The sequence below is a fragment of the Streptomyces sp. NPDC102406 genome, assembly GCF_044765725.1.
In the GTDB taxonomy this organism is placed as follows: Bacteria; Actinomycetota; Actinomycetes; order Streptomycetales; family Streptomycetaceae; genus Streptomyces.
The window spans coordinates 466,578-478,775 of the sequence record NZ_JBIWKP010000001.1 but is presented as its reverse complement, the minus strand read 5'-3'; the positions used below and the strand labels follow the sequence as shown (position 1 = coordinate 478,775).

Sequence of the window (12,198 nt, the reverse complement as noted above, 5' to 3'; positions counted from 1 at the left end):
GGCGCGGTCCCCGGTTACGTCCCGCTCTGTCTGCATCCGGGCAGCACGCCACCCGTTGATCCTTCTGTGGAGGCCACTCTTCCGTTGCTCGTCACCAAGGGCAAGGCCCTGGGGAGCGCCCTCGTGACCACGGGAGGAACAGGGGACCGCTCCACCACCACGTGCCCCCGCTCCCACCCGAGCCGGTCACTTCCGGGCGCGGGCCGCTCCACGGCTGCCTCAACCGGACGGATCGGGACGCTTTCTGACATCGTCACAGGGGCGCGATGTCGGGCGCGCCCAGGCGGGCCGCGTCGGCCGTGAGGTCGTCCGGCTGCAACTGGGACTCCCGCTCGGCCTCCACCCGCTTCTCGTAGTGCGCGACCTCCCGCTCCACCTGGTCCTTGTCCCAGCCCAGCACCGGCGCCATCAGTTCGGCCGCCTCCCGCGCGGACCGTGTCCCGCGGTCGAACGTCTCGATGGAGATGCGGGTCCGCCGGGTCAGCACGTCGTCGAGGTGCCGGGCCCCTTCGTGCGAGGCCGCGTAGACGACCTCGGCCCGCAGGTAGTCCTCGGCGCCGCCGAGAGGCGCCCTGAGCCCGGAGTCGGCGGCGATGAGATCGAGCACCTCCTGCGCCAACGCCCCGTACCGGTTGAGCAGATGCTCGATCCGTACGACGTGCAGGCCGGTCCGCGCGGCGATCCGCGCCCGCGCGTTCCACAGCGCCCGGTAGCCCTCGGCGCCCACCAGGGGCACGTCCTCGGTCACGCACTCGGCGACCCGCTGGTCCAGGGCGTGCACGGCCTCGTCGACGGCGTCCTTCGCCATGACCCGGTACGTCGTGTACTTGCCGCCCGCGACCACGACGAGGCCCGGCACGGGATGCGCCACGGTGTGCTCGCGCGACAACTTGCTGGTGGCGTCGGACTCCCCGGCGAGCAGGGGCCGCAGACCGGCGTACACACCCTGCACGTCGTCCCGCGAAAGGGGCACGCCGAGCACGGAGTTCACATGTTCCAGCAGGTAGTCGATGTCGGCGCTGGACGCGGCCGGATGCGCCTTGTCGAGGTCCCACTCGGTGTCCGTGGTGCCCACGATCCAGTGCCGGCCCCACGGGATGACGAACAGGACGCTCTTCTCGGTGCGCAGGATCAGCCCGGTCGTCGAGTTGATCCGGTCCTTCGGCACGACGAGGTGGATCCCCTTGGAGGCGCGTACGTGGAACTGCCCGCGCTCCCCGACCATGGCCTGCGTGTCGTCGGTCCACACCCCGGTGGCGTTGACGACCTGCTTCGCCCGGATCTCGTACTCGCCGCCGCCCTCCACGTCCCGCACGCGCGCCCCGACGACCCGCTCCCCCTCGCGGAGGAACCCGGTGACGCGCGCCCGGTTGGCGACCTTGGCCCCGTACACCGCTGCGGTCCGCACCAGCGTCGCGACATAGCGGGCGTCGTCCATCTGGGCGTCGTAGTACTGCAGGGCGCCGACCAGCGCGTCCTTCTTCAGGCAGGGCGCGACCCGCAGCGCGTGCCGCCGCGACAGGTGCCGGTGCATCGGCAGCCCGCGCCCGTGCCCGCGGGCCATGGACATGGCGTCGTAGAGCGCGACGCCCGAGCCCGCGTAGAGCCGCTCCCAGCCCTTGTGCCGCAAGGGGTACAGGAACGGCACGGGCTTCACGAGATGCGGCGCGAGCCGTTCGAGCAGCAGCCCCCGCTCCTTGAGCGCCTCCCGTACGAGGGTGAAGTCCAGCATCTCCAGGTAGCGGAGCCCGCCGTGGATCAGCTTGCTGGACCGGCTCGACGTGCCCGAGGCCCAGTCGCGCGCCTCGACGAGGCCGGTGGACAGGCCGCGCGTCGCCGCGTCGAGGGCGGTCCCCGCGCCGACCACGCCCGCGCCCACGACAAGGATGTCCAGCTCGCCCTCGGCCATCGCCGCGAGGTCCTCCGCACGCTGCCCGGGTCCCAGTGTCGCTGCCTTCACTGCTGCCTCCCGCTGTCGTCGGCGCCGGCCTCACCGGCAGATGTACCCGAGCTCACGGGGCGCAAGCAGGACACCGGATGCGGCATGTCCCGATTCTTCATCCGTTGCCCGATTCCAGCCATACGCCGCCGGGCGGCCACCCCGGGCAACACTCCGTGCCCTATTGCGGCGCAATACCGTATATCGGTCATATTTACTCCTAGTGTGACAGTGCGCTCGCTCGTCCTGTCCACCGGGCTTGCGCACTCGTCCCGCTCCGGCTAGAAGCCGGGTCCGCCTCCCGGGAAGGACGGCCACCGCCATGCCCGCAGATCTCGGCCCTGTCGGGGGCTCCCCCGCGGCGTCGCGACGCCCGGCACGCCCGCTCGCCGCACCGGCCGACACCACGCACCGCACCCCCCTCCTCCACCCGCGCGGGAACTCCCGGCGGGACCTGGCCGTGCTCGGCCTCGGCCACCTCGGCCTGCCGCTCGCGCAGGCCGCCGTCACCGCGGGGATCGCCACCGTCGGCCACGACCCGGTCCGCGCCCAGGACCTCGCCGCGGGCCGCGTCCCGGGCGACGGCGACGACGCGGCCCTGACCGCCGCCGACGTCCGCCGCATGCTCGCCGGCGGCTTCCGCCCCACCACGGACCCCGCCGAACTGGGCCGGGTCCGCACCGCCGTCATCTGCGCCCCCACCCCGCCGGGCGCCGACGGCACCCCCTCCCTGAGCCCCGTCATCGAGGCGACCTCCACCCTGGCCGCCCACCTCCGCCCGCACACGACCGTGATCATCGAATCGCCGGTCCCCCCGGGCACCACGGAGACCCTGCTGCTCCCCCTCCTCGAAGAGGGCTCAGGGCTGCGCGCGGGCCGCGACTTCCACCTGGCGCACGCCCCCGGGCGGCTCGACCCCGGCAACCGCACCCAGCCCTACGCCGCGATCCCCAAGGTCATCGGCGGCTACACCCCCGCGTGCACCGAGTCGGCGGCAACCTTCTACAGCCGCCTCACCGACAAGGTCGTCCGCGCCCGCGGCCCCCGCGAGGCGGAGACCGTGCACCTCCTGGAGACCAACTACCGCCACGTCAACATCGCCCTGGTCAACGAGATGGCCGTGCTCTGCCACGACCTGAACGTCGACCTCTGGGACGTCATCCGCTGCGCCGAGACCAAGCCCTTCGGCTTCCAGGCCTTCCGCCCGGGCCCCGGCGTCGGCGGTCACGCCCTCCCCCAGGACCTCACCTCGCGCCACTTCCCCACCCGCCCCCTGCGCATGGTGGAGCTGGCCCGCCAGGTCAACGACACCATGCCCGGCTACGTCGTCCAGCGCGCCGCGGCCCTCCTCAACGAGCACGGCAAGTCCGCCCGAGGCGCCCGCGTCCTGCTCCTCGGCATCACCTACAAGCCCGACCTCGCCGACCAGCAGGGCGCCCCCGCCCAGGAGATCGCCACCCGTCTGATGCACCTCGGCGCGGCCGTCAGTTACCACGACCCGTACGTCCCGTCCTGGAACGTCCTGGACCGCCCGGTCCCCCGCGCCGACTCCCTCTACGAGGCCGCCGCCGACGCCGATCTGACGATCCTGCTCCAGCACCACCGCACGTACGACCTCCAGGGTCTCGCCGTCAAGGCCCAACTCCTCCTGGACACCAGGGGTGCCACTCCGGCGGGCGCGGCCCATCGGCTCTGACTGCTACTGTGCGGCGACTTTGGGCACACCCGTGCCAGGTCTCACTCTTCGGGGGGAAACACATGACCCAGCCGCCACCGCCACAGGACACCAACCCGTACGCGCAGCAGCCGCCGCAGCCACAGCCGCCCCAGCCGTACGCCCCGTTCCCGCAGCAGCAGCCGGGACAGCCGATGGGCTTCCCGCCGGCGCCGCCGCAGCCGGCGCGCGGCAACCTGGGCCTCGGGGTCCTCGCCGGTTTCGTGACGATGCTGGCCGCGGCCGGCGCGTACGGCGGGATACTCGGCGGAACCGAGCACGAGATCGGCTACGCGGCCGTCGGCGTCGGTTTCCTGGTCGGACTCGTCACGGGCAAGGTCGCGGGCCGCAACCCCGCGGTGCCCGTGGTCGCCGCCGCGTTCTCGCTGATCGGCGTCTACTTCGGCCAGTTGCTCGGCGAGGCCATCATCGGCGCCAAGCAGCTCCCGGTGACGGTGAGCGAGCTGTTCCTCGAACACTTCGGCCTGCTCAACGAGGCGTGGAAGGCCGACGCCGACCTCCTCACCTTCGTCTTCTTCGCGGTCGCGGCCGTGGCCGCGGTCGGCGCCGCCAAGCGCGCGGCGGCCTGAGAACCCGCGGGACATGAGTGGGGCCCCGCCGATCCGGCGGGGCCCCACTCATGTCCTGCTACGACGCGGTGTCAGCGGCGGTGCTGCGAGTCGGCCACCGTGACCTCGACCCGCTGGAACTCCTTGAGCTCGCTGTAGCCGGTCGTGGCCATGGCCCGCTTCAGCGCGCCGAAGATGTTCATCGACCCGTCCGGCGTCGACGAGGGCCCGGTCAGGACCTCCTCGGTGGTCCCGACGGTGCCCAGGTCGACCTTCTTGCCGCGCGGCACGTCCTCGTGGACGGCCTCCATGCCCCAGTGGTGGCCGCGGCCCGGCGCGTCCGTGGCGCGGGCCAGCGGCGATCCCATCATGACGGCGTCGGCGCCGCAGGCGATGGCCTTGGGCAGGTCGCCGGACCAGCCGACGCCGCCGTCGGCGATGACGTGCACGTACCGGCCGCCGGACTCGTCCATGTAGTCGCGGCGGGCCGCGGCCACGTCGGCGACGGCGGTGGCCATCGGCACCTGGATGCCCAGCACGTTGCGCGTGGTGTGGGCGGCGCCGCCGCCGAAGCCGACGAGGACACCGGCGGCGCCGGTCCGCATCAGGTGCAGCGCGGCGGTGTACGTGGCGCAGCCGCCGACGATCACCGGCACGTCGAGCTCGTAGATGAACTGCTTCAGGTTCAGCGGCTCGGCGGCGCCCGACACGTGCTCGGCGGAGACCGTGGTCCCCCGGATCACGAAGATGTCGACGCCCGCGTCCACCACGGCCTTGGAGAACTCGGCGGTGCGCTGCGGGGAGAGCGCGGCGGCGGTGACGACACCGGAGTCGCGCACCTCCTTGATGCGCTGCCCGATCAGGTCGGCCTGGATGGGAGCGGCGTAGATCTCCTGGAGGCGCCGCGTGGCGGTCTCCGCGTCCAGCTCGCGGATCTCGTCGAGCAGCGGCTGCGGGTCCTCGTACCGGGTCCACAGACCTTCGAGGTTGAGCACGCCGAGGCCGCCCAGCTCGCCGATGCGGATGGCGGTCTGCGGCGAGACGATGGAGTCCATGGGCGCGGCCAGGAACGGCAGCTCGAAGCGATAGGCGTCGATCTGCCAGGCGATCGAGACCTCCTTCGGGTCGCGGGTGCGCCGGCTCGGTACGACGGCGATGTCGTCGAAGGCGTACGCGCGGCGGCCGCGCTTGCCGCGCCCGATCTCGATCTCAGTCACGTTGTGTGGGCCTTTCCCTCTGGGTCTGCCTGTCCAGTATCCCCGACACGCGCGTGAGGGGCGGCCCCGGCGATCCGGGGCCGCCCCTCACCGGCGTCGGTGCTACTTGCGGCTGTAGTTCGGCGCCTCGACCGTCATCTGGATGTCGTGCGGGTGGCTCTCCTTGAGGCCCGCGGACGTGATGCGCACGAAGCGGCCGTTCTGCTGGAGCTGCGGCACGGTCTGCCCGCCGACGTAGAACATCGACTGGCGCAGGCCGCCGGTGAGCTGGTGCACGACCGAGGCGAGCGGGCCCCGGTAGGGCACCTGGCCCTCGATGCCCTCGGGGATGAGCTGCTCGTCGGAGGCGACGCCCTCCTGGAAGTAGCGGTCCTTGGAGAAGGACTTGCGGTCGCCGCGCGTCTGCATGGCGCCCAGCGAACCCATGCCGCGATACGACTTGTACTGCTTGCCGTTGATGAACATCAGCTCACCCGGCGACTCCTCGCACCCGGCGAGCAGCGAGCCGAGCATCACGGTGTCGGCACCGGCGACGAGCGCCTTGGCGATGTCACCGGAGTACTGGAGGCCACCGTCGCCGATGACCGGGACCCCGGCCTCCTTGGCGGCGAGCGACGCCTCGTAGATCGCGGTGACCTGCGGGACACCGATACCGGCGACGACCCGGGTCGTACAGATGGAGCCCGGTCCGACGCCGACCTTGATGCCGTCGACACCGGCGTCGATGAGCGCCTGGGCGCCCTCACGGGTCGCGATGTTGCCGCCGATGACGTCGACGCCGCTCGCGTTGGACTTGATCTTGGCGACCATGTCGCCGACGAGCCGCGAGTGTCCGTGCGCGGTGTCGACGACGATGAAGTCGACGCCCGCCTCGACCAGCGCCTGGGCGCGCTCGAAGGCGTCGCCTGCCACGCCGACGGCGGCGCCGACGAGCAGCCGGCCCTCGGCGTCCTTGGCGGCGTTCGGGTACTTCTCCGCCTTCACGAAGTCCTTGACGGTGATGAGCCCCTTGAGCACACCGGCGTCGTCGACCAGCGGAAGCTTCTCGATCTTGTGGCGGCGCAGCAGCTCCATGGCGTCCACACCGCTGATGCCGACCTTGCCGGTGACGAGCGGCATCGGCGTCATGACCTCGCGGACCTGACGGCTCCGGTCGTTCTCGAAGGCCATGTCGCGGTTGGTGACGATGCCGAGCAGCTTGCCCGCCCGGTCGGTCACCGGGACGCCGGAGATACGGAACTTGGCGCAGATCGCGTCGGCCTCACCGAGCGTCGCGTCCGGGTGCACCGTGATCGGGTCGGTCACCATGCCGGACTCGGAGCGCTTCACGAGGTCGACCTGGTTGGCCTGGTCGGCGATGGACAGGTTGCGGTGCAGCACACCGACACCACCCTGCCGCGCCATGGCGATCGCCATGCGGGACTCGGTGACCTTGTCCATCGCGGCGGACAGCAGCGGGATGTTGACCCGCACGTTCTTCGAGACGTACGAGGAGGTGTCGATCTGGTCGGGCGCCATGTCCGACGAGCCCGGCAGCAGCAGCACGTCGTCGTAGGTCAGCCCGAGTGTCGCGAATTTAGCGGGCACTCCGTCGACGTTGGCAGTCATGACACCTTCCCCAAATGGCCTTGATCGGTGCGGATGTCCATGCTAACGGGAACAACAGGTGTCTCATTCCACGAGCAAGATCATCGGCCTACTTTGTACGTTCACACGTGCGCGGGCGGCCCGATCTGCTACTGCTCCGCCAGGGCCCTGAGCCGACTCAGCGCCCGGTGCTGCGCGACGCGCACCGCGCCGGGTGACATGCCCAACATCTGGCCGGTCTCCTCGGCGGTGAGCCCGACGGCGATCCGCAGGAGCAGCAACTCCCGCTGGTTGTCGGGGAGGTTCGCGAGGAGTTTCTTGGCCCAGGCGGCGTCGCTGCTGAGCAGCGCCCGCTCCTCGGGCCCGAGGGAGTCGTCCGGGCGCTCCGGCATCTCGTCGGAGGGCACGGCCGTCGAGCCGGGGCCGCGCATGGCGGCGCGCTGGAGATCGGCGACCTTGTGCGCGGCGATGGCGAAGACGAACGCCTCGAAGGGGCGCCCGGTGTCCTTGTAGCGCGGCAGCGCGAGCAGCACCGCGACACAGACTTCCTGGGCGAGGTCCTCGACGAAGTGCCGGGCGTCGCCCGGGAGCCGGGACAGCCGCGTGCGGCAGTAACGGATGGCCAGCGGATGGACGTGCGCGAGCAGATCGTGCGTGGCCTGCTCGTCACCGTCGACGGCGCGGCCGACGAGCGTACCGATGACCCCCCTCGGGGTCACTGCCTCGTCGTCGCGCATCGGTCCATGGTGCCTTGCCGACGTCTGGTCCGTCGCACCGCGGCCCTTGTTGTGCACCGAAGCGTTATGAGCAGGTGCGCCGGAACTCATCTCCTGCGCCCTCCCCTCTCGCTGACCCTGCTCGCCCGACTCGTCGTCCCCGAGGAACTCCACACCTCAAGGATGCGGCATCACTCGCGAAACGAGGGAGCGCCGTCCGTACTGCGCCCCCTCAGGAGCGCGGAGAACGGCGCGACCAGCCACGACGGAAGCCGCGGGAACGCACGGGCCGACCGGATGGCCGTACCCCCGGCGGAGTTCTAGCGGACCAGGCCCCAGCGGAAGCCGAGCGCCACGGCGTGCGCCCGGTCCGAGGCGCCGAGCTTCTTGAAGAGTCGCCGCGCGTGCGTCTTCACCGTGTCCTCGGAGAGGAAGAGCTCACGTCCGATCTCGGCGTTGGAGCGGCCGTGGCTCATGCCTTCGAGCACCTGGATCTCCCGCGCGGTGAGCGTGGGCGCCGCGCCCATCTCGGCCGAGCGCAGTCTGCGCGGCGCGAGCCGCCAGGTCGGGTCGGCCAGCGCCTGCGTCACGGTGGCCCGCAGTTCGGCGCGCGAGGCGTCCTTGTGCAGGTATCCGCGGGCACCGGCGGCGACGGCGAGCGCCACCCCGTCCAGGTCCTCGGCCACGGTGAGCATGATGATGCGCGCACCGGGGTCGGCGGAGAGCAGCCGCCGGACCGTCTCGACGCCGCCCAGTCCGGGCATGCGTACGTCCATCAGAATGAGGTCCGAGCGGTCGGCGCCCCAGCGGCGCAGGACCTCCTCGCCGTTGGCCGCGGTCGTCACGCGCTCGACGCCGGGTACGGTCGCGACCGCGCGGCGCAGCGCCTCTCGGGCAAGCGGGGAGTCGTCGCAGACGAGGACGGATGTCATGACCGTCCTCCGCAGGGGATGCGCGTCACCTTGAGCCTCCAGGCTGTGTACGAATCGTCACCTGTGCGGTCGACACTCGCAAGCGTTCGGACAGGTGCCCGAGCACTTGCTCTTTCAACCGCCACCGCACTCTCAACGACGGTCACTCGAAAGAGTTACGGGTCGGACGGCCGCGTTCGGCACTCTACGTGAGGGGCCGGACACAGGGCAGGCGCCGCCACGGACCCTCAAGGTTTCATCACAAGCCATGCCCCATTTAGCGGCTTTTCTTCCCTTTTGCTGGTGTCTGTAGCTAGATTCGCAAAGAGTCATATTTTCATCTCCTTAGATAGTAGATGTACGGTCATGGGCACCGTATCCGCGTCACAACGGCTACAAGGGGACAACGCAATGGCAGATTTCTCCCGCCTTCCCGGACCGAACGCTGATCTGTGGGACTGGCAGCTCCTCGCGGCCTGCCGCGGGGTCGACAGCTCGCTCTTCTTCCACCCGGAAGGCGAGCGAGGAGCAGCGCGCAGCGCGCGCGAGAACTCGGCGAAAGAGGTCTGCATGAGGTGCCCGGTGCGCGCGGAGTGCGCTGCTCACGCGCTACAGGTACGGGAGCCGTACGGCGTGTGGGGCGGTCTGACCGAGGACGAGCGGGAAGAGCTGATGGGGCGGGCCCGCAACCGGCTCGTCACGGCGTCGGCCGGGTCGGGCAGCGCTTCCCCGGCCGCCGCGGGCGACCACTGAAGGAACGTTTCTGCACGGATTCCGCCCGACCTCCGCGCCTTGAACGGGCGCGGGTGGGCCGGGGTGTGCCTGCCCCGGTTCAGCGCGTGGCGGCCTTCGCCAGGTGGTCGAGGGTCGCGGCGACCGCCGGGACCTGCGCCAGATCGGGCAGGGTGAGCGCGACGATCTCGCGCTGCACCGGAGGTTCGACGGTCACTGTGCGTGCACCCTTGGGGCGAACGGATTCGATGGCCAGTTCGGGCAGCACGGCAACCCCGAGCCCCGCGCCGACCAGTCCGACCACCGCCGGGTAGTCGTCCGTGGCGAAGTCGATGCGCGGGACGAAACCGGCGCCGCGGCACACCTCGACGAGCTGGCGGCGACAGCGCGGGCAGCCCGCGATCCACGGGTCGTCGGCCAGCGCGTCGATGGTCACCGAGCCCGCACCGGCGAGCGGGTGCCCCTCGGGGACCAGGCCCACGAGGCGGTCCGCGAGCAGGGGGCGCACGACCAGGTCGTCCCATTCCTCGGCGGCGTGGGCGCCTTCGTACCGGAAGGCTAGGGCCACGTCGCAGTCGCCCTCGCGGAGCATCTCCACCGAGCGCGGCGGTTCGGCCTCGACCAGGGAGACCCGGGTGCCGGGGTGCTCGGCGCGCAGGGCGGCCAGCGCCGTCGGGACCAGAGTCGAACTGCCGCTGGGGAAGGAGACGAGACGGACGCGGCCGGCGCGCAGGCCCGCGATCGCGGCGACCTCCTCCTCGGCCGCGGTGAGCCCGGCGAGGATGCCCGCCGCGTGCCGGACGAGGGCCTCACCGGCCTGCGTCAGGCGCATCTCGCGGCCCGTGCGGATCAGCAGCGGGGTCCCGGCCGATGTCTCCAGCGCCTTCATCTGCTGGCTGACGGCGGGCTGCGTACAGCCCAGTTCGCGGGCCGCCGCCGAGAAGGAGCCGGTGGCGGCCACGGCGCGCAGGACACGGAGATGACGGGCCTCGATCATGCGTCAATCATAAGCGTCGCTTGGGGGTCGCGCCGAATAACGCGTGGCGACTTTGGTCACGGGTCGGTTAGCGTGCGGTGCCATGAAGCTTCTCTCCCTGAATCTGGGGCGGCCCGAGGCCGTCGACTACACCGACCAGCCCGACGGCGTCACCGGCATCGACAAGCGGCCCGTCGAGGGTCCGGTGCGGGTGGCCGCGCCGGGGGCGAAGGGCACGGGCGCGAGCGGTCTCGCCGGGGACGCCGTGTGCGACACGCGCCACCACGGCGGCGACGACCAGGCGGTGTACGCGTTCGCGCGCGAGGACCTGGACGCGTGGGAGCAGATCCTCGACCGGACGCTGCCCAGCGGCGTGTTCGGCGAGAACCTCACCACCGAGGGCATCGACGTGAACGGCGCGAAGATCGGCGAGCGCTGGCGGATCGGCCCCGATCTGCTCCTGGAGGTGAGCGCGAGCCGCATACCGTGCAAGACCTTCCAGGGGCACCTGGGCGAGAAGACCTGGGTCAAGCGGTTCACGCGGGAGCAGCGGCCGGGCGCGTACCTGCGGGTGATCGAACCGGGCGAGATCCGCGCCGGGGACGCCATCGAGATCGTGCACCGGCCCGACCACGAGGTGACCGTCGCCTTCGAGTTCCGGGCCCTGATGACGGAGCGCGCCCTGCTGCCGCGCGTGCTGGCCGCGGGGGGCGTGCTGCACCCGGAGGTCGAGCGGGTGGCGCGGGAGTACGTGCGGAAGTACGGCGAGCCGTCGGCGTGAGCGGGGCGGTCCGGATGTCCCCGTGATCACGAGCATCGCCGGTCCGTCACTAACCTTGGCGCATGACTACGGCACTGATCACGGGATCCACCGCGGGCATCGGCGCCGCCTTCGCCCGGCGCCTCGCCGCAGACGGCCACAATCTGGTGCTCGTCGCGCGCGACACGAAGCGGTTGCGGGAGCAGGCGACCGAACTGCACGACCGGCACGGCATCGAGGCGGAGGTGCTCACCGCCGACCTCGCCACCGACGACGGCATCGCGGCGGTCGAGGAGCGGCTGCGGGACCGCAGGGCCGCGGTCGACCTGCTCGTCAACAACGCCGGGTTCGGCAACAAGGGCCGGTTCCTGGAAGTGTCCATGGCCGACGAGCTGACGATGCTGAAGGTGCACTGCGAGGCGGTGCTGCGGCTGACGTCGGCGGCCACGGAGGTGATGCGCGAGCGGGGGCGCGGCGGCGTGGTCAACGTGGCGTCGGTGGCGGCGTTCGTGCCGCGCGGCACCTACGGGGCGTCGAAGGCGTGGGTCGTGCAGTTCACGCAGGGCGTGGCGAAGGACCTGGCGGGCACCGGGGTGCGGCTGATGGCGCTCTGCCCCGGCTTCGTCCGTACGGAGTTCCACGAGCGGGCCGGGATGGGCACGGACAACATCCCGAACTGGATGTGGCTGGACGCCGACAAGCTGGTGAGCGCGGCGCTGGCCGATCTGAACCGGGGCAAGTCGCTGTCGATCCCAGATCCGCGGTACAAGGCGCTCATGGGTGTGGTGAAGGTGACGCCGCGGGCGCTGCTGGGCGGGATCACGTCGCGGACGGGGCGGAAGTACGGGCCGCAGTAGCGTTCAGGGCGGCTTGGTTCGGGGCGGCTCGGGGTGCGTTGCCGGGTGCGGGTGGGTGGGGGGGGGGGGGGGGGGGGGGGGGGGGGGGGGGGGGGGGGCCGCCCCCCCCCCCCCCCCCCCCCCCCCCCCCCGGCCCGCCCCCCCCCCCCCCCCCCCCCCCCCCCGGGCCGGGCGCCGTCACTGGTCCACCTCTGACGCGGCCCCCGCCTCACCCTTGACC

The 12,198-nt window shown here is 71.7% G+C and carries 11 protein-coding genes; 5 read left to right on the top strand and 6 right to left on the bottom strand.

The annotated features are described in order from the left end of the window. Nucleotides 1–253 precede the first annotated feature (253 nt). On the bottom strand, nt 254–1,960 hold the full coding sequence (locus ACIRF8_RS02380) for a glycerol-3-phosphate dehydrogenase/oxidase (RefSeq protein WP_404209996.1): 1,707 nt from the start codon (nt 1,958–1,960) through the stop codon (nt 254–256). A gap of 301 nt (nt 1,961–2,261) precedes the next feature. Between ACIRF8_RS02380 and ACIRF8_RS02375 the strand changes: the two genes are divergently transcribed. Together ACIRF8_RS02375 and ACIRF8_RS02370 are read left to right on the top strand one after the other, a co-directional pair. After that, complete coding sequence (locus ACIRF8_RS02375) at nt 2,262–3,635, top strand: nucleotide sugar dehydrogenase (RefSeq protein WP_404209994.1); 1,374 nt, start codon at nt 2,262–2,264, stop codon at nt 3,633–3,635. 62 nt (nt 3,636–3,697) lie between these two features. Continuing rightward, nucleotides 3,698–4,243 carry a hypothetical protein gene (locus tag ACIRF8_RS02370; RefSeq protein ID WP_404209992.1) on the top strand — a complete coding sequence of 182 codons (546 nt, stop codon included), beginning with the start codon at nt 3,698–3,700 and terminating at the stop codon, nt 4,241–4,243. Nucleotides 4,244–4,314: 71 nt separating this feature from the next. Here the strand turns inward: ACIRF8_RS02370 and ACIRF8_RS02365 are convergent, their stop codons facing one another. The 4 genes from ACIRF8_RS02365 to ACIRF8_RS02350 all read right to left on the bottom strand — a co-directional run bounded on the left by ACIRF8_RS02365 (nt 4,315) and on the right by ACIRF8_RS02350 (nt 8,674). Then, a complete protein-coding gene (locus ACIRF8_RS02365) occupies nt 4,315–5,439 on the bottom strand; it encodes a GuaB3 family IMP dehydrogenase-related protein (RefSeq protein WP_404209990.1) in 1,125 nt (374 codons plus the stop codon). Nucleotides 5,440–5,541: 102 nt separating this feature from the next. After that, nucleotides 5,542–7,047, bottom strand: coding sequence for an IMP dehydrogenase (gene guaB / locus ACIRF8_RS02360; RefSeq protein ID WP_404209988.1), 1,506 nt, complete (start codon nt 7,045–7,047; stop codon nt 5,542–5,544). A 128-nt stretch (nt 7,048–7,175) separates the two neighbouring features. Beyond that, entirely contained in the window at nt 7,176–7,763 is a 588-nt protein-coding gene (locus ACIRF8_RS02355; RefSeq protein WP_404209986.1) for a sigma-70 family RNA polymerase sigma factor, read from the bottom strand. 299 nt (nt 7,764–8,062) lie between these two features. Continuing rightward, nucleotides 8,063–8,674 carry a response regulator transcription factor gene (locus ACIRF8_RS02350; RefSeq protein WP_003948568.1) on the bottom strand — a complete coding sequence of 204 codons (612 nt, stop codon included), beginning with the start codon at nt 8,672–8,674 and terminating at the stop codon, nt 8,063–8,065. 390 nt (nt 8,675–9,064) lie between these two features. Here ACIRF8_RS02350 and ACIRF8_RS02345 point away from each other — a divergent pair, with 390 nt between their 5' ends. After that, complete coding sequence (locus ACIRF8_RS02345) at nt 9,065–9,406, top strand: WhiB family transcriptional regulator (RefSeq protein ID WP_404209984.1); 342 nt, start codon at nt 9,065–9,067, stop codon at nt 9,404–9,406. Nucleotides 9,407–9,485: 79 nt separating this feature from the next. Here ACIRF8_RS02345 and ACIRF8_RS02340 read toward each other — a convergent pair whose 3' ends face one another. Continuing rightward, the gene (locus tag ACIRF8_RS02340; RefSeq protein WP_404209982.1) at nt 9,486–10,382 is read right to left on the bottom strand and encodes a LysR family transcriptional regulator; all 897 of its coding nucleotides are present in this window, start codon (nt 10,380–10,382) and stop codon (nt 9,486–9,488) included. A gap of 82 nt (nt 10,383–10,464) precedes the next feature. Between ACIRF8_RS02340 and ACIRF8_RS02335 the strand changes: the two genes are divergently transcribed. Together ACIRF8_RS02335 and ACIRF8_RS02330 are read left to right on the top strand one after the other, a co-directional pair. After that, on the top strand, nt 10,465–11,142 hold the full coding sequence (locus ACIRF8_RS02335; protein WP_404209980.1) for an MOSC domain-containing protein: 678 nt from the start codon (nt 10,465–10,467) through the stop codon (nt 11,140–11,142). A 62-nt stretch (nt 11,143–11,204) separates the two neighbouring features. Beyond that, a complete protein-coding gene (locus ACIRF8_RS02330; protein WP_404209978.1) occupies nt 11,205–11,978 on the top strand; it encodes an SDR family NAD(P)-dependent oxidoreductase in 774 nt (257 codons plus the stop codon). The last annotated feature ends 220 nt before the right edge of the window (nt 11,979–12,198 follow it).